28 protein-coding genes are annotated in these 22,867 nt (G+C 63.8%); 14 read left to right on the plus strand and 14 right to left on the minus strand.

Annotation, left to right across the window (positions count from 1 at the left end; genetic code table 11):
• The first annotated feature begins 41 nt into the window (after window positions 1–41).
• Together IG197_RS22610 and IG197_RS22615 are read left to right on the plus strand one after the other, a co-directional pair.
• Entirely contained in the window at window positions 42–1,124 is a 1,083-nt protein-coding gene (locus IG197_RS22610; protein WP_192315083.1) for a methionine ABC transporter ATP-binding protein, read from the plus strand.
• Window positions 1,105–1,761, plus strand: coding sequence for a methionine ABC transporter permease (locus tag IG197_RS22615; protein WP_067959453.1), 657 nt, complete (start codon window positions 1,105–1,107; stop codon window positions 1,759–1,761). Before IG197_RS22610 ends, IG197_RS22615 begins: the two co-directional genes overlap by 20 nt.
• Here IG197_RS22615 and IG197_RS22620 read toward each other — a convergent pair whose 3' ends face one another.
• The 4 genes from IG197_RS22620 to IG197_RS22635 form a co-directional block, all read right to left on the minus strand.
• Window positions 1,762–3,174 (minus strand): ATP-binding protein, encoded by a 1,413-nt coding sequence (locus IG197_RS22620; protein WP_154384767.1) that lies wholly within the window; start codon window positions 3,172–3,174, stop codon window positions 1,762–1,764.
• A gap of 373 nt (window positions 3,175–3,547) precedes the next feature.
• The gene (locus IG197_RS22625; protein ID WP_067966263.1) at window positions 3,548–3,787 is read right to left on the minus strand and encodes a hypothetical protein; all 240 of its coding nucleotides are present in this window, start codon (window positions 3,785–3,787) and stop codon (window positions 3,548–3,550) included.
• A gap of 108 nt (window positions 3,788–3,895) precedes the next feature.
• Entirely contained in the window at window positions 3,896–4,615 is a 720-nt protein-coding gene (locus IG197_RS22630) for a response regulator (RefSeq protein WP_067959456.1), read from the minus strand.
• Window positions 4,605–5,135 carry a MarR family winged helix-turn-helix transcriptional regulator gene (locus tag IG197_RS22635; RefSeq protein ID WP_067959459.1) on the minus strand — a complete coding sequence of 177 codons (531 nt, stop codon included), beginning with the start codon at window positions 5,133–5,135 and terminating at the stop codon, window positions 4,605–4,607. The genes IG197_RS22630 and IG197_RS22635 overlap by 11 nt, the downstream gene beginning before the upstream one ends.
• 238 nt (window positions 5,136–5,373) lie before the next feature.
• On the opposite strand from IG197_RS22635, the gene IG197_RS22640 reads away from it, so the two are divergent.
• The 3 genes from IG197_RS22640 to IG197_RS22650 all read left to right on the plus strand — a co-directional run bounded on the left by IG197_RS22640 (window position 5,374) and on the right by IG197_RS22650 (window position 7,604).
• Window positions 5,374–6,267 carry a branched-chain amino acid aminotransferase gene (locus IG197_RS22640; RefSeq protein WP_154384768.1) on the plus strand — a complete coding sequence of 298 codons (894 nt, stop codon included), beginning with the start codon at window positions 5,374–5,376 and terminating at the stop codon, window positions 6,265–6,267.
• 151 nt (window positions 6,268–6,418) lie between these two features.
• Window positions 6,419–6,709 carry a hypothetical protein gene (locus tag IG197_RS36290; protein WP_154384769.1) on the plus strand — a complete coding sequence of 97 codons (291 nt, stop codon included), beginning with the start codon at window positions 6,419–6,421 and terminating at the stop codon, window positions 6,707–6,709.
• 253 nt (window positions 6,710–6,962) lie between these two features.
• A complete protein-coding gene (locus IG197_RS22650; RefSeq protein WP_067959467.1) occupies window positions 6,963–7,604 on the plus strand; it encodes an MBL fold metallo-hydrolase in 642 nt (213 codons plus the stop codon).
• Between the two features lie 194 nt (window positions 7,605–7,798).
• Here the strand turns inward: IG197_RS22650 and IG197_RS22655 are convergent, their stop codons facing one another.
• The 4 genes from IG197_RS22655 to IG197_RS22670 all read right to left on the minus strand — a co-directional run bounded on the left by IG197_RS22655 (window position 7,799) and on the right by IG197_RS22670 (window position 9,669).
• Window positions 7,799–8,239, minus strand: a complete 441-nt coding sequence (locus IG197_RS22655) for a BA14K family protein (protein WP_192315084.1) — start codon at window positions 8,237–8,239, stop codon at window positions 7,799–7,801.
• Between the two features lie 205 nt (window positions 8,240–8,444).
• Window positions 8,445–8,657 (minus strand): cold-shock protein, encoded by a 213-nt coding sequence (locus IG197_RS22660; RefSeq protein ID WP_018428999.1) that lies wholly within the window; start codon window positions 8,655–8,657, stop codon window positions 8,445–8,447.
• 181 nt (window positions 8,658–8,838) lie between these two features.
• Complete coding sequence (locus tag IG197_RS22665) at window positions 8,839–9,249, minus strand: hypothetical protein (RefSeq protein WP_067959474.1); 411 nt, start codon at window positions 9,247–9,249, stop codon at window positions 8,839–8,841.
• Between the two features lie 207 nt (window positions 9,250–9,456).
• Entirely contained in the window at window positions 9,457–9,669 is a 213-nt protein-coding gene (locus tag IG197_RS22670; protein ID WP_067959476.1) for a cold-shock protein, read from the minus strand.
• 433 nt (window positions 9,670–10,102) lie between these two features.
• On the opposite strand from IG197_RS22670, the gene IG197_RS22675 reads away from it, so the two are divergent.
• Window positions 10,103–10,537 carry a Kazal-type serine protease inhibitor domain-containing protein gene (locus IG197_RS22675; RefSeq protein ID WP_067959479.1) on the plus strand — a complete coding sequence of 145 codons (435 nt, stop codon included), beginning with the start codon at window positions 10,103–10,105 and terminating at the stop codon, window positions 10,535–10,537.
• Window positions 10,538–10,768: 231 nt separating this feature from the next.
• Here the strand turns inward: IG197_RS22675 and IG197_RS22680 are convergent, their stop codons facing one another.
• The 3 genes from IG197_RS22680 to IG197_RS22690 form a co-directional block, all read right to left on the minus strand.
• Entirely contained in the window at window positions 10,769–11,680 is a 912-nt protein-coding gene (locus IG197_RS22680) for an agmatinase (RefSeq protein ID WP_192315085.1), read from the minus strand.
• Window positions 11,681–11,773: 93 nt separating this feature from the next.
• A complete protein-coding gene (locus IG197_RS22685; RefSeq protein WP_192315086.1) occupies window positions 11,774–13,330 on the minus strand; it encodes a serine hydrolase in 1,557 nt (518 codons plus the stop codon).
• Between the two features lie 75 nt (window positions 13,331–13,405).
• A complete protein-coding gene (locus tag IG197_RS22690) occupies window positions 13,406–13,585 on the minus strand; it encodes a hypothetical protein (protein ID WP_182573317.1) in 180 nt (59 codons plus the stop codon).
• A 107-nt stretch (window positions 13,586–13,692) separates the two neighbouring features.
• Here IG197_RS22690 and IG197_RS22695 point away from each other — a divergent pair, with 107 nt between their 5' ends.
• Together IG197_RS22695 and IG197_RS22700 are read left to right on the plus strand one after the other, a co-directional pair.
• Entirely contained in the window at window positions 13,693–14,607 is a 915-nt protein-coding gene (locus IG197_RS22695) for a LysR substrate-binding domain-containing protein (RefSeq protein WP_192315087.1), read from the plus strand.
• A gap of 96 nt (window positions 14,608–14,703) precedes the next feature.
• On the plus strand, window positions 14,704–15,279 hold the full coding sequence (locus IG197_RS22700; protein ID WP_192315088.1) for a hypothetical protein: 576 nt from the start codon (window positions 14,704–14,706) through the stop codon (window positions 15,277–15,279).
• 355 nt (window positions 15,280–15,634) lie between these two features.
• On the opposite strand, the gene IG197_RS22705 is transcribed toward IG197_RS22700, so the two are convergent.
• A complete protein-coding gene (locus IG197_RS22705; RefSeq protein ID WP_192315089.1) occupies window positions 15,635–16,873 on the minus strand; it encodes a glycosyltransferase in 1,239 nt (412 codons plus the stop codon).
• Window positions 16,874–16,981: 108 nt separating this feature from the next.
• Between IG197_RS22705 and IG197_RS22710 the strand changes: the two genes are divergently transcribed.
• The 5 genes from IG197_RS22710 to IG197_RS22730 all read left to right on the plus strand — a co-directional run bounded on the left by IG197_RS22710 (window position 16,982) and on the right by IG197_RS22730 (window position 20,472).
• The gene (locus IG197_RS22710; protein WP_182573315.1) at window positions 16,982–17,704 is read left to right on the plus strand and encodes a TetR/AcrR family transcriptional regulator; all 723 of its coding nucleotides are present in this window, start codon (window positions 16,982–16,984) and stop codon (window positions 17,702–17,704) included.
• Between the two features lie 38 nt (window positions 17,705–17,742).
• Window positions 17,743–18,441, plus strand: coding sequence for an aspartate/glutamate racemase family protein (locus IG197_RS22715; RefSeq protein ID WP_192315090.1), 699 nt, complete (start codon window positions 17,743–17,745; stop codon window positions 18,439–18,441).
• 197 nt (window positions 18,442–18,638) lie between these two features.
• Window positions 18,639–19,283 (plus strand): VOC family protein, encoded by a 645-nt coding sequence (locus IG197_RS22720; protein WP_192315091.1) that lies wholly within the window; start codon window positions 18,639–18,641, stop codon window positions 19,281–19,283.
• 164 nt (window positions 19,284–19,447) lie between these two features.
• Window positions 19,448–20,020, plus strand: coding sequence for an S-(hydroxymethyl)glutathione synthase (gfa, locus tag IG197_RS22725; RefSeq protein WP_067959508.1), 573 nt, complete (start codon window positions 19,448–19,450; stop codon window positions 20,018–20,020).
• A 158-nt stretch (window positions 20,021–20,178) separates the two neighbouring features.
• Window positions 20,179–20,472 (plus strand): GYD domain-containing protein, encoded by a 294-nt coding sequence (locus IG197_RS22730; RefSeq protein WP_192315092.1) that lies wholly within the window; start codon window positions 20,179–20,181, stop codon window positions 20,470–20,472.
• 166 nt (window positions 20,473–20,638) lie between these two features.
• On the opposite strand, the gene IG197_RS22735 is transcribed toward IG197_RS22730, so the two are convergent.
• On the minus strand, window positions 20,639–21,385 hold the full coding sequence (locus IG197_RS22735) for a polysaccharide deacetylase family protein (protein WP_192315093.1): 747 nt from the start codon (window positions 21,383–21,385) through the stop codon (window positions 20,639–20,641).
• A gap of 204 nt (window positions 21,386–21,589) precedes the next feature.
• Between IG197_RS22735 and IG197_RS22740 the strand changes: the two genes are divergently transcribed.
• Window positions 21,590–22,240 carry a methyltransferase gene (locus tag IG197_RS22740; protein ID WP_192319927.1) on the plus strand — a complete coding sequence of 217 codons (651 nt, stop codon included), beginning with the start codon at window positions 21,590–21,592 and terminating at the stop codon, window positions 22,238–22,240.
• Between the two features lie 33 nt (window positions 22,241–22,273).
• On the opposite strand, the gene IG197_RS22745 is transcribed toward IG197_RS22740, so the two are convergent.
• On the minus strand, window positions 22,274–22,759 hold the full coding sequence (locus IG197_RS22745) for a hypothetical protein (protein WP_192315094.1): 486 nt from the start codon (window positions 22,757–22,759) through the stop codon (window positions 22,274–22,276).
• Window positions 22,760–22,867: the final 108 nt, after the last annotated feature.

Consider the following 22,867-nt stretch of genomic DNA (forward strand, 5'->3'; position numbering starts at 1 on the left):
CATGAATGGCGGGCCGCCTTCCGCATTGCCGAGGGAATTTCATGACCCAGCATCTTGCACCCATCGAAGGGGCGTCCCCTGTCGATACTGCGCTGTCGGAGACGGTGGTGCGCATCGTCGACCTCAGGCGGCGCTTCGGCCAGACACCGGCCGTCGACGGCGTTTCGCTCACCGTGCGCAAGGGCGAGGTACTTGGTATCATCGGCCGCAGCGGCGCCGGCAAGTCGACGCTGATCCGCTGCCTGAACGGACTGGAGCGACCCGACAGTGGCCAGATCTTCGTCGAGGGCCGTGAGATCACTGGCCTCAGCGAGCGCGATCTGCAGCCGCTGCGCCGACGTATCGGCATGATCTTCCAGCACTTCAACCTGTTGTCGGCCAAGACTGTCGAGGAGAATGTCGCGCTGCCGCTCAAGATCGAAGGCCAGTCCAGGGACGAGCGGCTCAGGCGTGCCGCCGAACTGCTCGAACTCGTCGGTCTCGCCGACAAGGCCAAGGCCTACCCAGCGGCACTTTCGGGCGGGCAGAAGCAGCGTGTCGGCATCGCGCGCGCGCTCGCCGCGCGGCCGGCGGTCCTGCTCTCCGACGAGGCGACCTCGGCGCTCGATCCAGAGACGACGCGCTCGATCCTGGCATTGCTGAAGGACATCAACCAAAAGCTCGGCCTGACTATCCTGCTGATCACCCACGAGATGGAGGTGGTCCGCAGCATTGCCGACCGCGTCGCCGTCATCGATGCCGGGCGAATCGTCGAGGAAGGGCCGGTGTGGTCGATCTTCGCCGACCCGCGCACCGAAGTGACACGCAGCCTGCTCGCCGGCATCCGGCCGCAGCTGCCGCAGGCGATCGCCACACGGCTAACCGGCGTTGGACGCGAGGCCATCCTGCGCGTCGACATCGCAGGCGAAGCAGCGCGCCGGCCGCTGCTCCAGGAACTGGCAACGTCGGTTCCCGGCCGGTTCCGGCTGGTCCATGGCGGCATCGACACCATACAGGGGGAGCCTGTCGGCACGCTGTTCCTCGGCGTCGACACTGCATCGCGCGGTATTGCCGAAACAATCGAATTCCTGAATGCCCGGAAAGCGCGGGTCGAGGTGCTTGGTTATGTCACAGACAATGCTTGAACTTCTTCTGCGCTCGTTGTGGGAGACCGTGCTGATGACGGCGGCATCGGGCTTGATCTCTCTGGTCTTCGGCTTGCCGCTCGGCCTGGCGCTCGTTGCCACCGACCGCGGCGGTATTGCCTGCAATCGCTGGGTCAACGGCATCCTCGGCGCACTCGTCAACGGCTTCCGCTCGGTGCCGTTCATCATCCTCCTGGTGGCGCTGATCCCAGTGACGCGGTTGATCGTCGGCACGTCGATCGGCACCTGGGCGGCGATCGTACCGCTGGCGATTGCCGCAACGCCCTATTATGCGCGCATCGCCGAAGTGTCGCTGCGCGAAGTCGACCGTGGCCTGATCGAGGCCGTGCGCGCCATGGGCGGCGGGCGCTGGGCGATCATCCGTGAGGTGCTGGTACCCGAGGCACTGCCAGGCATCGTTGCCGGCTTCACCGTTACGCTGGTGACGCTGGTCGGCGCCTCGGCCATGGCGGGTGCCATCGGTGCGGGCGGGCTCGGCGACCTCGCCATTCGCTACGGTTACCAGCGTTTCGAGACGGCTGTCATGGTTGCGGTCGTGGCTGTGCTGATCGTGCTCGTCTGTGGCATCCAGTGGATCGGCGACAGGCTGGTGACGCGGCTCGATCGCCGCGGCTGATCAGGCCGGCACGCGTATCATGGCGCGCAGGCCGCCCAGCGGGCTGTCGCTCAGCTTGATGTCGCCACCATGGCTGCGGGCGATGTCGCGGGCGACGGCCAGGCCGAGGCCGGTGCCGGTCGAATCAAGATTGCGCGCCTCGTCGAGGCGGTAGAACGGCTTGAACACCTCTTCGCGCTTCTCTTCCGGAATGCCGGGGCCGTTGTCGTCGACCATCACCACCAGCATGCCGCGATCGTGGACCGCCTTGACCTCGACCTCCTTGGCATAGCGGAAGGCGTTGCCGACGACGTTCTGCAGCAGGCGGTTGAACGCATTGGGGCGAACATGCACCTCGGGCTCGCCGACGAGCGTGATCTTGAGCTTGCGCTTGCGCAGCTTGGCTTCGTCACCCAGCCTGTCGAGATAGGTGGCAAGATCGAAGCGGCCGGGATCCTCCGAAGCCTCGCCGCGGGCGAAAGCCAGATAGGCCTCGAGCATCGACTGCATGTCGTCGACGTCCTGGCTGAGTGCTTCGGTGTCGACCTTGCTGCCTGACAGAGCCAGCTGCAGCTTGAAGCGCGTCAGGATGGTGCGCAGGTCGTGGCTGACGCCGGTCAGCATCGCCGTGCGCTGCTCGATCTGGCGTTCGATGCGTTCGCGCATCTGGATGAAGGCGAAACCGGCGCGTCGCACTTCTTCGGCGCCGCGTGGCCGGAAGTTGACCGGCATCGGCCGGCCCTTGCCAAAACTTTCGGCAGCCTCGGTGAGTTGCAAGATCGGGCGGATCTGGTTGCGCAGGAACGGAATGGCGATCATCAGCAGGACCAGTGACGTGCCGACCATCCACAGCAGGAAGATGTGGGTGTTCGAGGCATAGGCCTGGCTGCGGCGCACGAACACGCGCAATACCTTGTCGTCGAGCTGGACGCGCACTTCGACGATGTTGGAGTTGCCGACGGTATCGAGCCAGAACGGCCGGTTAATCTGCTTGCGGATTTCCGACGACAGCGCCTGGTCGAGGATCGAGAAGAACGGTTTCGGGCCAGGCGGGGGCAGGGGTTCGGCCGGCAACAGGTCGATCTTCAGCGACATGCGCTCCTGGGCGATGCGGATGATCTGGGCATAACTTTCGGGCTGCGGAAAGGTGTCGAGCAGGTCGATGATGCCGGCGATGTCACGCGTCACCGCCTGTGACAGGCGCACAGTCACCGTCTGCCAGTGCCGCTCCATGAAGACGAAGGCGACGACCGACTGCAGCAGGATCATCGGCGTGATGACGATGAGCAGCGAGCGCGCGTAGAGCCGCTTCGGCATGTAGATGGAGACACGTCGCCAGAAGCGGTTCCAGCTGCGCGGCACAGCCGTCAGCGCACGCCACATGCGTGTGCCGAGCCTGCCTCCGCCGGGCCGTTCCATGTCGGTGGTTGCCATCCGCCCTTCCACTTGCCGCCAACCGGTCAGGTTCCGGCCGGCTCGCCTCGATCCTAGCCCACGCCGGATCGTTCTGAAACTGTCTTTGAAGTTCAACAGCTTACGTTGTCAAACTCCGTCTCGCCCGATGCTGAAAACATAAGGCTTTTTCCTACAGCGCCAAATGGCTCTGGATTTACCGATGCCTGGAGAAGATCACCCGGAACTGTGCCGAGACTGTGTCGCCAGTGCGTCGATGATCTCGGGCGCGGACAGACAGAGCGTCCGACCCACGTGTTGCGGCACAACAAAATTTGCCCGCCGTTGCGACCAGGTTGATGAACGGGGGATGACGAGGTTCGGGCCGCTGACACGGCCCGAAGTCGTCTGGCGGTCAGATGCCGAGCAGTTTCTTGGCTTCGTTGAGGGCTGTTTCCGATCCGGCGTGGTCGCCGGATGCGTGCAACTGTTCGCCCTTGGCGCGCAGTTCCTTGACCTTCGTCATGTCCGCCTCGGCGAGCGTGGAGGCGGGCAGAGCAGCGTCGATCGCCGCCATGATGCTCGGGCAGGAATGGGCGAATGCGGTGGCAGGCAAGACAGACAGGGCAAATGCAAGCGTGATAGCACGTAACATGGCCGTTTCTCCCGCGCCGGCCCGCTTGATGCGGAAGAGTTGTTGCCGGCGGGCCATGTTACCTCGGAGTGACCGGCTTCAACAACCGGCCCTCCGGAACTGCTCCGGCTACTCCACGCTGAGCCGGTAGCCGATGCCGCGTACCGTCTGCAGCCAGACGGGATTGGCCGGATCGCGCTCGATCTTGCGCCGCAGACGGTTGATCTGGACGTCGATGGTGCGCTCGCCGACTTCCGAGTCGCCGGTCACCAGTTCATGGCGCGGGATGGTCTCGCCGGCACGCGCGGCGAAGATGGCGAGGATTTCCTGCTCGCGGTCGGTCAGCTTGAGGGCTTCGCCGCCACGCTTCAGTTCGCGGCGGGCGATCTGGAAGGTGTAGGGGCCGAACACCAACTGCTCGACCTTCGGTGTTGCCGCCGGGCCGCCGCGGCGCAGGATGTTGTTGATCCTGAGGATCAGTTCGCGCGGGTCGAACGGCTTGGGCAGATAGTCGTCGGCGCCGGCCTCGAGGCCGGTGATGCGGCTGTCGGTCTCCGACAATGCCGTCAGCATCAGGATCGGCACGTCCTTCTGGTCACGCAGCGACTTGGTCAATTCGATGCCGTTTTCGCCCGGCATCATCACGTCGAGGATGAGAAGGTCGAAGTCGAGGCCGGCAAGCTTGCGCCGCGCTTCGTCTGCATTGCCCGCGACAGTAACGCGAAAGCCGTTTTCGGTCAGATACTGCTTGAGCAGGTTGCGGATGCGCGTGTCGTCGTCGACGACGAGCAGATGCGGAGCATCGTCGCCCAACGTGGCCTGGCTGGCCGTCTTGTCGTTATTCTCCATGGTCTTTCCCCGGCGTGTTTCCGGGCAGATGATCAATCTGCGCCCTTAATTCGGGATTGACCATCGCCTTGAGGAATCTTTCGATCCAGGCGCGCTCGGTCTCTCCCGCGCCCTCCAGTGCCGCATGGATGCGGCGTGACTGTGGCCGCGCCAGCGCCAGTGTCAATGTACGGCCCTTGGGCGTCGGGTAGAGTTCGCGCTGGCGCCGGTCGCGCGGCCCCTGCACCTGAACGATGTAGCCGGCGTCGATGAGCTGCTTGAGCACCCGCGCGAGGCTCTGCTTGGTGATCTTGAGCACGTCGAGCAGCTCGGCGACCGTCAGTCCGGGCAGGCGGTTGACGAAGTGCAGCACGCGGTGATGGGCGCGGCCGAAACCGTATTCGGCGAGGATCTGGTCGGGGTCGGAAGTGAAGTCGCGATAGGCGAAATACATCAGCTCGATGATCGAGAAATCGATGCCTTCGTCTGCCGTCACGGCGGTGCGGATCGGTTGGGCGGTTGCGCCGCTGCGTTGTGCCATAGAATTCCTGTTCGTCAATTTATGTCAGCACTATTGACATAAATTAGGTGCGATGGTAATTTTTGCCAAGCTTTTCGGCGGATTGCGAACGAAAAGGCAAGGTGCGGTGGTTTTTTCCGAAACATCGTGAGTTTGCTTTGGTATTCTGCCCCGCCTACGCTTTATCCATCAGGCCCCTTCGGGCCATCAAGAACGATACGAAACGATAGGCAGGCTCCCGCCTGCGGGAAGGTTTACCATGGCATCCGTTCCTTTCGACAAGCTCGATGGATTCATCTGGATGAACGGCGAGTTCGTCCAATGGGCCGACGCCAAGATACACGTACTAACCCATGGTCTGCACTATGCAAGCGCGGTGTTCGAGGGTGAGCGCGCCTATGGCGGCGAGATTTTCAAGCTGACCGAGCACACCGAGCGCCTGCACGAGTCCGCCCGCATCCTGGGCTTCACCATTCCCTATTCGGTCGAGGTGATCGACGATGCCTGCCGCGAGCTCTTGAAGAAGCAGGGCTTCAAGGACGCCTATGTGCGCCCGATCGCCTGGCGTGGCAGCGAGGAAATGGGCGTCGCCGCCCATAAGAACCGCATCAATGTCGCCGTCGCGATCTGGCAGTGGCCGAGCTATTTCGACCCGGCGCAGAAGCTGAAAGGCATCCGCCTCGACATCGCCGAATGGCGCCGCCCCGACCCGCGTACGGCACCGTCGAAGTCCAAGGCTGCCGGCCTCTACATGATCTGCACGCTGTCCAAGCATGCGGCCGAGGCCAAGGGTTATGCCGATGCGATGATGCTCGACTGGCGCGGCCAGGTCGCCGAGGCCACAGGCGCCAACATCTTCTTCGTCAAGGACGGCAAGGTGCATACACCAAAGCCGGACTGCTTCCTCGATGGCATCACGCGCCGCACTGTCATTGGCCTCGCCAAGGATCGCGGCCTCGAAGTCGTCGAGCGGGTGATCATGCCGGACGAACTGGAAGGCTTCGAGCAATGCTTCCTGACCGGCACGGCGGCTGAAGTGACGCCGGTTTCGGAGATCGGGCAGTACCGATTCGAGGTCGGCGAAATCGCCAAGACGCTGATGAACGACTATTCTGCGGCGGTTCAGCCCAAGCACGCGATTGCTGCTGAATAACAAGCAGAATCAATTAATTGACCTTGAAGAAGGGCGGTTTTCGGACCGCCCTTTTTGCGTCTTCCTCGTCCAATTTGACATTCCCCGATTTCGGGGTCTGATGTTGCTGTCGGCATACTGAGGGCCGGCATGCAATTTGGAGGGAATTGTTATCGAATCGCTTCTTCCTATCATCATACAAATTGTAACCGGCGTTATCGGTGGACAGGCCGTCGGCGCGGCGATCAAGACGGCGGCGATGGGGCAGGTGACGAAATTGCTCGCCGGTGGCGTCGGCGGTCTCGCGGGCGGACAGATCCTCGGCAGCCTTCTCGGCGGCGCGGCTGATCCGGCAACGGCAGGTGCACTCAGCGGCATTCTCGGCGATGTGGTTGGTGGTGCCGGCGGCGGTGCCATCGTGACGGCCATCGTCGGCGCGATCATGGGTGCCATGAAGAAATAATCCCGCTACAGATTGGAATTCGGATTGGGCGGCTACGGCCGCCCCTTTCATTTTCTGGATCAGCGGCGCTGCCTGCCACCCACCAGAATGGGCATGGACGAAGCGCGCGTCAGTCCTTATGTCGGGGCGAACTTGGCGCATCGGCCCGAAAATCGGTGTCGATCTTCGGAAAGCACGATGCGCAGATTCACACAGTTGGAGCGTCCTTTGTGCGTCCATTCGGACGCACGGCGCTCCAAGGAAAGGACCCGCCATGGGACAGCTCAATGCCGGGATCGTCCCGGTTACGCCCTTCCAGCAGAACTGCACGATCCTGTTCGATACCGACGACAAGACCGGCGTCGTTGTCGATCCGGGCGGCGATGTCGACACCATCCTGTCGGTGCTCAAGCAAAACGGCATCACGATCACGGCGATCTGGCTGACCCACGGCCATATCGACCATGCTGGTGGCGCGATGGAGCTTAAAGATACGCTCGGCGTCGACATCATCGGCCCGCACGAGGCCGACAAGCCGCTGCTCGACAATCTGGTGACCCAGGCCCAGAAATTCGGCATGGACGGTTCGGTGCGCAATTGCGTGCCTGACCGGTTCCTCACCGAGGGCGAAACCGTGTCCTTCGGAACTCATGTTTTCGAGGTGCTGCATTGCCCCGGCCACGCGCCCGGCCACGTTGTCTTCTACAACCGTGACGCGAAATTCGCCCATGTCGGCGACGTGCTGTTCCAGGGCTCTGTCGGCCGCACCGACCTCTATGGCGGCGACCACGCCACCTTGATCCGGTCGATCAAGGAGAAACTCCTGCCGCTCGGCGACGAGATCGGCTTCATCTGTGGCCACGGCCCGGGCAGCCGCTTCGGCGACGAACGCCGCAGCAATCCCTATCTGGTTTGATTGGATCGATCAGGCCGTCTGCCTGATCTGAGGCGGCCGCTGTCGGTCTGCTCCGCAGCAGCCTTTCGCCCAACGGACTACCTCACATGAAAAACGGCGCCAACCGCAAGGCTGGCGCCGTTTTGTCATTGTTTCAGGTTTGGCTGCCGCGGCCGGGCAGGGAGGGCCGACACAGTCCATGCCCGTGGCTGCGGTCAGTTGGCTTCGCAGAAGCGCTCGACGCCGTCATAGCCGGTGAAGGTGCCGCTGCGCGGCTTGAAGCTACGGTAGCGGTCCGAACAGTAGCTGTACCATTCGGGCGTCCACGGCTCGATCGCGTAGCTCTCGCGATAGACCACACGGCGCTGCACCGGGGTGGGGCGATAGTAGTCCTGGCCATAATCCTGGCGGTAGACGCGGCGCGGCTGCGGCTCGTAGTCGTAATAGTCGTCATAGACCGGCTGCGAACGGTTGGCGTTGCCAGCAATCACGGCGCCCGCGATGAGGCCGAGCGCACCCGCAGCGACGATCGCGCCGGTGTTGTCGTGGCGGTTGTGACGGCGCCAGCGCTCGCCGGCCTCGGCCGCGGGCAGGGCGGTCAACGTGGTAGCGGCAACGGCCGCCGAAAGGACGAGGGTCTTGAAAATACGGTTCATGTCGGTCTCCTTCGCCGTCCGGCCCGTATCAAGGCCAGAATTTAGCGTCGACACTATGTCTAGGGGAGCCCGCCTGAACGCAGCCTGAACGGATTTTCAGGTGCAATGGGTCAAAGAGACTACCGCCGACAAACGCCAATATGCGTTGCGGCGAATACAGCAGCATGCTTGGCCGGAGCACGAACTCCGGCCTCCTTGAAGGTTCTCAGCCGACGGTCAGATTGACGGCCTTCGGACCCTTGCCGCGCTTGTCCGGCTCGGTGTCGAAAGAAACCTTCTGCCCATCCTCAAGACCGGGAAGACCCGACGCCTGCACGGCCGAAATATGAACGAAGACATCCTTCGCTCCGTCGTCCGGCGTGATGAAGCCGAAGCCTTTGGCATGATTGAAGAACTTGACGGTGCCGGTCTGCGGCATGGGAAACTCCTCTGATCCCATCAATTCCAGTCTTCGGGCCGGCAAATGCCCGAAGACGAAATTTGTCGTTCATTTTTGGGTCATCGGCAAGCAAAAGTTTTGCCTGCCGATACCTGTCCAAAGACCGCTCAAGCCCGGCAATTACCGGGCCCAAGTGGCCAAATGCAAGGCGTTTCGCGGCTTAGTATTCGCAGTAGCGGATCGGGCCGATCTGGATGCAGGAGGGTGGCCGCGGACGCAGCGGATCGAACCTCGAATAGACACGCACGCGGCAATTGGGGCCGACATGGCGGTGGGGCACGTTGCCGTAGCGCGGCAGGAAGTGGCGGCGAACCTCGCGATGGCAGTCGCGCACCTGGACCGGCGGGCGGACCCGGATCGGCCGGCAGTCGGGGCGGCGGTGGACATGCCACTCGGTACGGCCGAACTGAGGAACAAAATGGCGCTGCGGGTCGCCGTGGCAACCACGGACCTGGATCACCAACCCGCCATCGGCCTGCGGCGCATTACCCGCCGGCATCGCCTCGACCGGCCCGCCATATCCTAGCCCTGCGGCCAGGAGCATTGCGCCCAGAGACTTCAGCAACTTCATGGTCTGCCTCCTCTGCGTGGGAAGCAGATACTGCCTCCGCGGCAAGACTATGTCACGGTTGGCTGTGGCTCGCCAGAGTGGCGCCGGCTGGACGCAGAGACTATCTCGTTGATTTGGCGACGGATAATTGCGGAGCCACCCACCAAAGAAGAAGGGCGCGATGGTGATCCACCGCGCCCCTCTTCAAAGCAAAAAACCTTACGCGGCTTAGCCGGCGCGGAGGTTGACCGCCTTAGGACCCTTGCCCATACGGTCGGGCTCGACGTCGAAGCTGACCTTCTGGCCGTCGACGAGCGTGCGCAGGCCCGAAGCCTCGATAGCGGAGATATGGACGAACACGTCCTTCGCGCCGCCATCCGGCGTGATGAAGCCGAAGCCTTTGGTTGCGTTGAAGAACTTTACGGTACCGGTCTGGGTCATTGGGAGAACTCCTTCACCCGTTCAGTGGTCTGGACATGCCGACCGCCTGGCGTCGGCGGCACGTCGGTGGTTTGCTTGGCGGTCATGCATTTGCGCACGATTAAACCCCCCGCCGAGTCACGGGGTCGTCAGAGATTCACAGTATCGGGGAAAGGGTCGTGCAAAACGTTCCAGTCTCCGGGTCAGCAAACGCCCGAACTGAAACTGATATTGCATGGAAACGCGTAGGTTGCAAGATGTCGCGGCAAGGGCGGTAGGCACTTCGCAGCGTCGCATAAATATACGACATTTCTAAAGGCGCCATTGGCCAGATTGCCGCGCCTGTTGGCGCCAGTTTCGCCGATCCCGATTGCATTCGTTGACAGAATCGCCAGGATCGGGGCAGGGGCTGGAACATTTCCCGCACGGGCGGGGATGAGAGGGAGCTGTTTTCATGGTTTTTTCGGCAAAGACCTTTGCGCGAAAAGCAACTGTCGCCTCGTTGCTGTCGCTGATGCTGGCCTCTTGCGTGGTCGTCGAGGACGGCCCGGGTCCCGGCCCGCGCCCGCCGCGCCCCGATCCGGGCCCGCAATTCTGCACCCGCGAGTATGACCCGGTCTGCGCGCGCCGTGGCGGCGACCGTCAGACCTTCGCCAATTCCTGCATGGCGGAGGCCGCCGGCTACCGCATTATCCGTGGCGGCGAATGCCGTGGTGGCGGTGACGATGGCTGGGGCGGTGGTGGCGGCGGTGGCCGGGGAGACCAGTTCTGTACCAGGGAGTATCGCCCTGTTTGCGGCCGCCGCGGTGACACGCTCCGGACCTTCCCGAACGCCTGTGAAGCCGATTCCTCGGGCTATCGCGTCATCGACGACCAGGGCCCCTGCTGAGCGTATCGAGCTGGTTTCTCCCGGCAGCCCATGCCGGGAGTTATCTTCGCGTGGCATCAGTCGCCAACCGACGAACACATAACCTTGCGGATGCGGCAATCGTCGCCGACATGGCGATGCTTGACGCTTCATGTCATCGCCTTGCGCGCGAACATCGCCCACGCGGCTGTTCGGCAGTGCTATGTCGGAGCCCAGACCGGCTCAGTAGGCTCGTTGCACGCACAGCCTGGTTCAGCGCTGCCGGACGATCGCGCCGATCGCATTGACGATCAGGCGGGATGCCGTCTCTGCCGTCAGGCCGTCGATGTCTGCGGGCGAATAAAACTCGACGAGGTCGAAGCCTGCGATCCGCGCACGCTTGCCGAGGCCGGCGATCAGATCGATCGCCTGCGTGTAGGTGAGGCCGCCGGGCGTTCGTGCGGCGACCCCCGGCATGATGCTTGGATCGAGACCGTCGCAATCGAGGGTGACGACGACCCGCGCGCCTTCAGGTATGTGTCGGAGTGCTGCCTCGACGCCATGGGCATGAAGCTCGCGGGCGGTGACGAAGCGGCTGCCGTAGCGCCGAGCCGCCTCGATCTCGGCGAGCCGGGCGCTGCCGACGCTGCGCATGCCGACCTGGACCATGCCTGCGACATGCGGCATCTCGCTGGCCCGGCGCATCGGGTTCGAATAGCCGTAGCGTTCGCCGAGCACCTCGTCGCGCCAGTCGATATGGGCATCGATTTGCAGAACCCAGACCGGGCCGTGATCGGCAAAGCCGGCGAGGAAGGGGATCGGCACGGAATCGTCACCGCCGAGCAATATCGGCACAGCGCCAAGTGCCAGGATTTCGCGCGTCCTGGCTTCGATGCGGGCGCGGTTGGCCGCATTGTCGTGCATGATGGTCGCGATGTCGCCGGCGTCGGTGCAGCAGACAGGCTTGCCGTCGAACAGCGGGCCGCCGAGGTCAAAATCCCAGTGTTCGACGAGCGTGGCGTCGTCCTGGCTGGCAGCGCGGATGGCGTCGGCGGCCAAGGCATATCCGCTGCTGTCCTTGCCGGGATAGGTGGTGCCATGAGCGGCGGAGAAGATCACCGCACGGGGCGTGCCGCCATCAGCGAGGCGATCGGGAAGGCCGAGGAAGCGGAGCGATGCGGTCATGTCGATCTGGTCTCAATGGCGTGGGTGCGGTTGCGGTGAAGTCTAGGCTGCGCCCGCAAACGCTGGAGGTGTGGCGCGACAGGTTCGACTGGTTTACTCCCGGGTGCGTCGCAGCGTGCCGAGACCGTTGCCGTCGAGCGCCTCGATGGTGATTGTCGACGCCGTGCCGTCGGCGCCGATCACGAAGCTGACCGCCGACGGCATGTCGGGGAGTTCGGGCGAGGGAAAGCTCAGGAACATGTCGCGGTCGAAATGGCTGAGCGGATAGGATCTGGCACCGTCCGGGCCAAGCTTGAGAACGAGACCGTCTCCGGCTGCCGCGACGACGGCCTCGCCGACGAAATCGTTGGCGTAGCGGCCGGCATAGGCGGTGGCTGGACGTGCCGGCGTGGCAGGCGAGGGTGAGGTGGCGTAGGTCGCCTGGGCGGCCGCGACGGCGGGGCCAAACATGCCGGCGTAGATCGCATTCCAGTCCTTCAGCCAATCCTTGCCGACTTTGCCGTCGAAGACGAGGTCGGCGAAGCTGTCCGACAGGCCCTCGGGCACGCCGGTCGGGAAAGCGTTGGCGAGAATGACGATGCCGAGCTGCCGTTCAGGGAACAAGGTGACGAGGCTGCGAGCGCCGACGCTGAAGGCGCCGGCGTGGCCCCAGCTCAGGCCATGGCGGCCGAACTCGACATTCCAGCCGAGGCCGTAGAAGGACTGGCCGCCGCTGACCGGGTTTTTGCCGCGCGTCATCAGCGGGATATGTGTCTGGTCGAGTGCTGTGGCTGCGATGAGCTGCTTGCCGTCATGGCTGCCGTTGGCCAATTCGAGCCGAAGCCACTGGGCGAGGTCGCGCACCGTGGAGCTGACGCCGCCGGCCGGCGCCTGTGCGTCCGGCTGCCGCTCGACCCAGGCGGCCCAGCCACCGTCGGCCTTGACGTGGAGCGTGGCGCGGTTGGCGCGACCGACGAAATCGGCATGGCGGGAGCTTGTCGAAGTCATGCCGAGTGGACGGTAGAGCTTTTCCTCGGCGACGTCCTCCCAGGTCTTGCCCGTCGGGATGGCTGCGGCGACCGCGCCCTCGGTCAGGCCGAAATTGCTGTAGGAATAGCCGGCGCGGAAGCTCGACGAAGGCGATACGAACCGGAGCCGTCGCAGGATTTCGGCGCGCTCGTAGCCGATTTCCTCGAGATCGTCGCCGGCGGTGCCGGGAAGTCCGCTGCGATGGGAAAACAGGTCGCGAACGGTGAGCTGGCTTGTCGGGTAAGGGTCATTGAGGCGGAAGGCGGGGTCGAGATCAGATATCTTCGCATCCCAGGAAACGGTGCCGTCGCCGACCAGTGCTGCCACGACCGTCGCCGAGATCGGCTTGGACATCGACGCGATCTGGAACACCGTGTCGGCGTCGACCTTTTCCGGCTTGCCGGCCTCGCGCAGCCCAAAACCCTTGAGGAAGACAACCTTGTCGTCGTGGACGACGCCGATGGCGAGCGCCGGCACGCTGCCGTCTGAAATGGCTGCTTCGGCCAACTGCTCCAGCTGCGCCAGCGCGGCGGTAACTTGCTCGGTCGTCGCGGTCTGAGCGGATGAGGGCGTCGGTGCAAGGGCAAGGGCGGGGAGGAGCCACGCCAGACGGCGGACGAACGACCTTGCGGACAGCAGCATGCGCCGGACCCCCCTGCTTTATGGCCTGCCTTCGAGGCTACAGCCTGCCATTGAGGAAGCCAAGAGCTGGAACGGCTACCTGATCGTGCCGGCCGGGTCGCGGCCGTCGCGAAAGCCTAGGTCCCTGCCAAGGTGGAGCGACAGCTCGCGCGGATCGAACCCGGCGCGGCGACGGCCATGGCGGCTGCTCGTTGCGAGCTGCGTCAGCCATGTCTGGAGCGGGCCTAGGGTGGCGGCCAGGGTGAGGTGGGTCATGGACTTGGCTTTCAATAGTCAAATTCTGTTGAGGAAGTGCCTCCTCTTTCCTCCTGTTTTTGCTATGAATCCAACTGAACGTAAGGATGAGTGCATAAGGAAAACTTATGGCGATTGTTCAGCTGCCGCCGCTGACGGCGATCCGTGCCTTCGAAGCGGCGGCGCGGCTCGGCAACTTCACCCGGGCTGCGGAAGAGCTTGGTACGACGCAAGCGGCGGTGAGCTACCAGATCAAGCTCTTGGAGGAGCGTGCCGGCACGCCGCTGTTTTTGAGACGGCCCAAGCAGACCGAACTGACCGAAGCAGGTCGGGCGCTGGCGCCGAAAGTCAGTGCCGCCTTCGAGATGCTGGGCGAGGCGTGGGGCGAAACCCGCGGCGGGGCGCGCGGTGTGCTGGTCGTCTCGACGCTGCCGACATTCGCCGCGAGCTGGCTGGCGCGGCACCTCGGCGCGTTCCAGATGGTGCAGCCGGATCTTGCGGTGCGGCTCGAGACGACGACCCGCAACACCGACTTCAGGACCGAGCAGGTCGATGTCGTCATCCGCAGGGATGACGGGAATTTGCCGCTCGGGCTGGCTGGGCATCTGATCGTGCCGACAGATTTCGCGCCGATGCTGAGCCCGAAGCTCGCCGCGACGATCGGCGGGGTCAAGGAACCGGCCGACCTGCTCAGGCTGCCGCAGATAGACCCCGGCGACCTGTGGTGGGGCGAGTGGTTCGTGGGCGCCGGCCTGCCCGCCGACATGCTGCCGCAGCGCCCGGCACCGAAGATGGGCTCGCAGGCCTATGAGGCGATCGCCGCCATCGTCGGCCATGGCGTGGCGATGCTGACGCCGACCTTCTACCGCGAAGAACTTGCCAATGGCACGCTGATCCAGCCCTTCGAGCATGTCGGCTCCGACGGCTCCGGCTTCTGGCTGGTCTATCCCGAGGAGCGCCGCAACGTGCCCAAGATCAAGGTCTTTCGCGAGTGGATCCTGGCCGAGGTCGAACGGACACTGGGCAGAGGCGGGCAGTGTTAGGGAGAGACGCTGCGGACATCAAATTCCTGGCTACCATTTCTTGCGCCGTTTCGAGGCGCCGGCAAAAATCCGCGAACGTCAATGTGTGAGGCTAATGTGAGGATCGGCGATATTCGAAAACGGGCTCAAGGGGTGAAAGCGGGCACCGTCAGCTCGCTTGAGCTGGATTACGCGCGCGGCATCCTTCGAGCGCATGGGGGTGACATCAATTCAGCCTTGTATGTCGTCGGACTTTGCGGAGCCGCCGACGATGCCTTGTTGATCGAGCCCTATCTTCGCGGTCCGGAACGTGACGTCCATGGCGAAACAGCACTCAAGGCATTGGTCCGCTACCTGGGTCTCGTAGATCGTTACCGTCCGCTTCTACGGAAGCTGATCATGTCTCCGACCGATCTGGGTTGGATGAACAGCCGTATGTCGGCGATCCATCTCGCCAAGGACTACTTCAAAGACTTCCGCGACGATGAGTTGGGCTGCGAGCTCGTTGCAATATTCTGCAACCCGTCTGATCAGGATCAGCTGTCGGCGCGCGGCACACTCGTCGACATTCTGGGCATCAGAGATGAGCTCGGAGATCCTTTCGGCCTTGAGCTGGAAGCTGGCGATACCGATGCCGGCTACATCGTGAAGATGGCCCGGCAACGCTTCAATTGCCACGGCGGATTGCACTGACGCATGATCATCCCGGTAGTCGTCCCGGCGCGCTTGTCCCCTACGGCGATGGCGCGATAGACCGGCCGGGTTGGAAATTGCGGTCGAGCGAGCAGAGGCAGGGGCGAAATGGCTCAGAAGGTCATTGGTCTGATCGGCGGATTTGAGCTGGGAGAGCTCGGCGGAATATTACCGCATCATCAATGAGCGGGTGCGCACACTACGTGGCGGGCTGCATTCGGCGCGCATGCTGATGTGGTCGTTCGATTTCGCCGAGATCGAGGCGCTGCAGGGCAGCGGACGCTGGGCCCGGAAACGAGGTTGTAGAATCTGCGCGTTGCCTCCGAAAATCGATGCCGGACTTTGGGCTCTGCGTTTAGGCGCGCGGGACGAGGGCTTCGATGGCCTTCATCGCCATATCGAGGCCATGCTCGGCGCCGATCGCCTGGCCCATTGCAGTCGCCGTCTGGCGCATACCAGGTGCATCTGTGGCGGTGAATGCTGCTGCGAGCGCCGCAACGGTCAGCGATTCCCGGTCCAGTGGGGCGGGCCCCGCGCCGAGGTCAGCGACGCGGCGGCTCCAGAATGGCTGGTCGCCGAAAAACGGGCAGATGATCGTTGGCAATCCGGCGCGTAGCGAAGCAGCGGTTGTGCCGGCACCACCGTGGTGCAAGGCTGCGCTCATCTGAGGCAGCAGCCGGTCATGCGGTGCCGCGGTCATGACATGGACATGCGCCGGGGGTGAGGGCACCTCGAGAGCGCCGCCGCCGAGCGCCAGAACGCCGCGCTTGCCGGTGCGGGCCAACGCCTCGATGACATCGGCCGCCAGCTTGCCGGGGGCGAGACCGGGCATGCTGCCGAAGCCGACATAGATGGGCTTGTCGCCAGCGGCAAGGAATGCCCTGAGATCGGTCGGCAACCGCCAGTCGTCCTCGTCGAGAAACCAGTATCCGGTGACAAGGACATCGCCGCCCCAATCGGTCGGCCTGGGGACGACGGCCGGACTGTAAGCGTAGAGCGTGACAGCCGGCGCGCCGGGCCGATGGCCGGACGGCAGGCCGAGCGACTGCGCGCGCCAACGCGCGAGTTCCTTCCGAAACAGCAGGCCCGGGCCGCGCGTTGCCAGCAGATGGCTGAGGCGGTTGAGCGGGCCCAGGTTGGCGAAAGGCAGGAGCGGGCTTGGAAACGCGGCCGTCGGCGTGAAGCCGGGCAGTGGCGAGGCGAGAACCGCCGGTCGGCCTAGTCGCGCGGCAATGTCTGGAGAGGCGATCGACTTGGGGTGATGAATGATGACATCGGGACCGAAATGGCCGATTGCCGCCCATTCGGCGTCGAGCAGGCGGCGCATCAGTGGGCGGACATGCTTGAGCAGCTTCAGCCCGGCGCCGAATCCTCGACTTCCAGCAATCGCCGCCTTGCCCTCAGGCGTGTCCATCAACGCCAGGAACTCCCCCGGCAAAGGCCAGAAGTCGATGCCGTGGCGGGTGACCATCGCTTCGAACTGCTCGGGCGCCGCGAGTTGGACCTCGTGGCCACGCCGCAAGAGGCCGCGAGCCAATGCAACATAGGGCTGGACGTCACCCCGCGTGCCAAGCGTCTGGATGGCGATGCGCATGGCGGCTCCCCTATGCGGACTGACCAGTAGTCAGTTATACTGACTGGCGGTCACTAGCAAGAAGCGATAAGGTGGGAGCATGCGGCATAGGCGGTGAGTGGAGGTGAGATGCCCCGGATTGTCAGGCATCCTGAAGTAAGAAGGGCGGAACTGCTTGCGGCGGCGGCTCGGCTGTTCGGCGCGCGCGGCTATGAGGCGGCATCGGTCGACGACATCATTGGCGACGTCGGGCTGTCGAAGGGGGCGTTCTATTACTACTTCCCTTCGAAGGACGCGTTGCTGGAGGCGTTGGCACGTCAGGCCGCTGAGCGCGCCCGGGCCGAACTCGAGGCGATTCTGGCAACGCCTGCCATGAGCGCAGTCGAGCAACTCAACGCGTTCTTGCGCCGCGGCCGCGACACCGACAGGGCGGCCGAGGCGATTGCCACCTTCGCCAGCATCTTCTTGCCTGAAAATATCGTGCTCTACCACCGCATGCACCGAACGGTGATGGCCGTGATGGCGCCCGCGCTGGCGCGCATCATCGAAAAGGGCCGGCGCGAAGGCAGCATGGCAAGCAACGATCCTCTGATCTCGGCCGAACTGGTGCTGCTGCTCGGCGCGGTCACTCATGGCGCCGTGGCCGACCTGCTCGCGGCCGAAGGCGCCGATGCCTTGAGCCAGGCGATCGCCGCCTTCGAGCGCCGACTGGCCGAGCAGGGATTGGCCGTCGACCGCATTCTCGGCCTGCCGGATGGCACGGCACGGTTCGTGGAGCCGGGGTTCGTCGCGGCGATGGCGGCAGCCAGGCCGAACCGGAACCCGCTTGGCGCGACCGTTGCCGCAGGCTAGTGCTTGGGGTTCGGATTCGTCACCCAGGAGCCTGGGATATGCCACAGAAGGTTATTGGTCTTATCGGCGGGTTGAGCTGGGAAAGCTCGGCCGAATACTACCGGATCATCAACGAGCAGGTGCGCGCGCGGCTGGGCGGGCTGCATTCGGCTCGCATGCTGATGTGGTCGTTCGACTTCGCCGAGATCGAGGCTTTGCAGAGCAGCGACCGTTGGCAGGAGGCGACGCTGGAGATGATTGGCGCCGCGCGACGGCTGGAGCGCGGCGGGGCCGACTTTGTCGTCATCTGCTCCAACACCATGCATCGCATGGCGTCAGAGGTGCAGGCGGCAATCGGCATTCCGCTGTTGCACATCGCCGACCCGACCGCCGAACGCATCCGCGCCGCAGGACTTGGCCGCGTTGGTCTCCTCGGCACTGCCTTCACCATGGAGCAGGACTTCTACAAGGGCAGGCTTGCCGAGCTACATGGACTCAAGGTGCTGGTGCCTGAGGCCGAGGACCGGGCGGTGGTGCATCGCATCATCTATGACGAGCTGGTGCAGGGTCGCGTCGAGGCACGCTCGCGCCTGGCCTATCGCGAGGTGATCGCGCGGCTCGTCGCGCGCGGGGCAGAGGCCGTGATCCTCGGCTGCACCGAGATCATGCTGCTGGTCGGGTCGGAAGACAGCGCCGTGCCTTTGTTCGACACCACTGGCATCCACGCCGAAGCGATGGTGGAGCGGGCGCTGGGCTGAAGTCTGGTCGAGTAACGGCCGGCGCGCTTCTTCTCGCCCGAAGCGACGGGTGAGGCTGCGCGCCGAGGCCCGTCCTGCATGGCAATTGACAAAGGCGCGCCAGCCGGGGCAGGATTTCAGGGCTGCGTAGGGCGCATCGGCGAAGGCCGAAAGGGCAATGCCCGCCTACTGTCAGACCAAGTCCAACAGTTGCGCCCATGCCGAACCTCGAAAACCTCAAGAAGCAGGCCAAGCAATATCTGCGCTGGTATCGCGAAGGCTATCATCCCGTCGCCGCCGAGATCAGGGCGGCGTTGCCGCGCTTCCAGCATCTCGACGACAGCGAGGTGATGCAGGCTGCCTTCAAGCTCGCCGATGCGCAGGAGCTTGTCGCACGACAGCAAGGTTTTGAAAGCTGGCAAGCGCTCAAATCAGAAGCCCTTGTGATGAATGACCAAAAAACGCGGACCACACGTCCAACCCTGACCGCGACCGCAGCGCAGCTGTTCGTCGCCGATATCACGGCATCATGCAATTTCTTTACCGGCAAACTCGGCTTTTCGGTCGACTTCGTCTATGGCGAGCCGCCTTTCTGCGGGCAGGTTGTCAGGGACAGGGCGCAACTGGCGCTCAGGCTGGTGTGTGAGCCGGTGTTTGCAGGTGACATCCGCCAACGCGAGCACCTGCTATCCGCCTCGATCACCGTCGATACGGCCAGCGAGATCAAGCAGTTGTTCCTCGACTTCCAGGCGGCGGGCGTGGTCTTTCACCAGACGCTGCGCAAGGAACCGTGGGGCGCCAGGAACTTCATCGTGCTCGATCCCGACGGCAATCTGATCCTGTTTGCCGGCCCCGCGGATTAGGCGGGCCAACCGGGCCGATCGCCCCAAATCAAGGCAATCTGAACGGCGGATATGCACAAATGCCGCCGCGACATGTATCGTATGGGACCAGCCTCTTAGAGTTCTTTGCCGCAAAACTTTTGTTGGTGTCCGTGCGGACGCCAGAACACAGGGAGGAACAGGATATGGCTTCAGTTTCGATACATCCGGCGCTCGACGGCGGGGTCAAACCCGGCAGTGCCGCCTTTACCGGCGGCACGCTCGTCTGCGCCTGCGCCGACAAACCGGTCAAGGTGGCGATCAGGGGCCAGGTTGCCCACAACCACGCCTGCGGCTGCACCAAATGCTGGAAGCCGGAAGGCGCCAGGTTCTCGGTCGTGGCGGTCACCGCACATGAGAACGTGACGGTGCTGGAAAATGGCGACAAGCTCGCGGTGGTCGATCCGTCGGCGCTGATCCAGCGCCACGCCTGCAAGGGCTGCGGTGTGCACATGTATGGCCCGGTCGAGCGCGACCATGCCTTCAAGGGCCTCGACTTCATCCATCCCGAGCGCTTCCAGGAAGCGGGCTGGGCCGAACCGGGCTTCGCCGCCTTCGTGTCGTCGATCATCGAGGCGGGTGTCGACCCCTCCGAAATGGACGGCGTGCGCGGCCGGCTGAGGGAACTCGGGCTTGAACCCTATGACTGCCTGTCGCCCGGACTGATGGATTACATCGCCACATGGGTGGCCAAGAAGTCGGGCGTGCTGAAGGCCTGAGCCGCATTCCTTGAAGGCATTGGGGCTGGTCGGTCCTAGCTCCTAAGGCCTATGCCCTGCCTGCATCCAGCCACGGTGACCCGTGCTAGGATGCGGGCGGGAGAAACGGCGGCAACGCCTGATGCGCCCGCACGCCTCCGCAACTGAGGGAGGTCAGCATGGCATATTATGTTTTCCTGACGAATTTCACGGACCAAGGAGTCAAATCGGTACGGGAGACGACCAAACGTGCCGATGTGTTCAGGGCGATGGCCGACAAGGGTGGCGCCAAGGTTCACACGCTGTTGTGGACGCTCGGCAAGCATGACGTGGTGGCGATTGTCGAAGCACCCGACGACCTGACGGTGACGGCGCTCAGCTTGTCCATTTCTGCACTTGGCAATGTCAAGACACAGACGCTCAAGGCGTTCGATGCCGCGGACATGAACAAGATCCTGGCAAAGATGGCCTGATTTTCATTCCCGTCGCGGGGCGGGAGCCTTCGATTTCCAGCCTCTTCCGGCTTCTGCCCGGCGCGGGTGCGTTTCCGCTTTTCGTCGAACCGCGGAAATCTCCCCGTCTTCCCGTTCTTGCGCAATTCCGGACGGAGAACCGCTGTACAGTTTTCCTGGGATTGCGCTAGTTCAACGGGTCGTAATCGGGGATGTGCCCGAAGCTGTAGCCGCGCTGCCTGAGCCCCTGGATGAGGGCGGTGAGATTGGCGGTGCCGTTGAAGGTGTCCTGGAAGATCTCGTCATGCATCAACAGGATCAGCCTGTTCGGCCTGACGAAGCGGACCTTGCCTGTGAACATGTGGTCGATCTCGCTGACGAGCCTGGTGACGCTTTGCACCGGCTTGCCGGTGCCGTCATGGACCCATTCGTGATCCCAACCATAGAGCCAGAAGCCGGTGGCGGCGACGAACTCGTAGTCCGGTTCCTCGATGCCGATCTCGATGCGGTCGATCGAAAGGTCGTTGGTCGAGATGTTGGGCAGGCGAAAGACGTTGCGGCCGGGGAGCCGGGCATGGGTCGGCACGTCCAACCCGAGGGCCGCATTGGCCCGCACCATGTCGGCGACGACACCTTCGGTGTCGGCATAGAACTTGCGGTACCGGTTGAAGGCGTGGCTGTAGCTGTGGTTGCCCAAGGTGACCAGGGGCATGCTTTTGGCGCGGGCGACAAGCGCCTTGCTCTCCGGACTGGACTTGGCGTGCAAGCCGACCATGAACATGGTGGCGGGCACGTTTTCCGCCTGCAGCACATCGAGGATGTTGCCGGTGCCGTCGAGCGGACCGTCGTCGAAGGTGAGATAGATGGTGCGGTCTGCCGCCTGTACCGGCGAGCAGGCCAGGACAAGGGCGGCCAACAACCAGAGGATGGTCATGCCCGGAGCGCCATGCCTTTTGCCTGCTGCTTTCAGCATCGTTCTGCCTGTGACTCGCAACCTCTCACCGGCGCCATCGGTACCCTGTGATTACAGCGCGTGCAAAGGTGGGGTCTGGACCTACTGAATTCAGCGGTGCGGTGGCCGGCTGCGTGCTAGATGTCGCGGCAAGTTTGCCGGGGCCGGACATTGAACCATCAGGGCATGACGCAGCAGCCTGACATCGCCGATTTCATCGTCGCGAACATGCATGTCGTGGCGGTGCCTTCGGTTCCCGAAATCAGGCTCTATTCCGCGCATCCGGGCAGCGGGCTGTGGCGGCTCGCGTCCGATGACGCCGGCGACGATGCGCCGCCGCCCTACTGGGCCTATCAATGGGCCGGCGGGCTGGTTCTGGCGCGACATTTTCTGGAGCGACCCGAGACAGTGAGGGGGCGGCGCGTGCTCGACCTTGGCGCCGGTTCGGGGGTGGTCGGCATCGCCGCTGGTATGGCGGGGGCAAGTTCCGTGCTCGCGGCCGAGGTGGACCGCAATGGCGTGGCCGCGATCGGGCTCAATGCGGCGCTGAACGGTGTCGACATCATTGCCATCAGCGGTGATGTGACCGGCGGCCGGGTGCCCGAGGTGGATATCGTTGCGGTCGGCGACCTGTTCTACGACGCCGAACTGGGTGCGCGGGTGACCGCCTTTCTCGACCGCTGCGTCGACGCAGGCATCGAGGCGCTCGTCGGTGACCCCGGCCGGGCCCACCTTCCGCATGCACGGCTTCGACTGGTTGCCGAACATGCGGTGGCGGATGTCGGCACCGGCCAAGCGGCCACGACTAAGCCGAGTGCGGTGTTTTCGTTCGGCTGAGGTCTCAGCCGATTCGACAGTCAGGATGCAGGGTCATTTGCCGAAGCTCCTGAGCATGCGGATCGTCAGGACCGTGGTCAGCACCGAGAGCGGAAATTGGGCGAGACCTGAAATCTCGAAGAACAGGTCCTTGGGCATTTCGTAGGGCGGGGTCGGGAAGATGGCGTGGAAGGCCGCTTCGCCGAAGCCGAAATAGACGACGTTCTTGAAGACATGATTGTAGCCGCCCTCGACATAACCGACCAGCACGATGGGGATGACGAAAACGACGACTGCCGCCGCCCAGGTGAGCAGGCGTGCCGAGCGCTCCGTGTTGGCAAACCAACCTGCATACAGCAGGGCAGCGATGATGATTGCCGCAGGTGCGACGAAAAGCAGGATATGCAGGCGCCAGGGTGTGCCGAAGACTACGGCGCCATATGCGTGGTGCAGCGAGGTCAGCGCGAGCAGCAGCAAGGCGCTCGCGGCGACGCGCAGATGGGTGTTGACCGAGATGGCGGGCGTCGAAGCGGCTGTCATGGAATTGTCTCCTGTTGACGGAAGGCGCTTCGGCTATCACGATACCGGACACGCTGTTCGGGAATTGCCGGACAGTGGGTGGGCCAAAGTCCGGAAACGGACCACTGG

The sequence above is a fragment of the Aminobacter sp. SR38 genome, from assembly GCF_014843375.1.
GTDB lineage: Bacteria > Pseudomonadota > Alphaproteobacteria > Rhizobiales > Rhizobiaceae > Aminobacter > Aminobacter ciceronei.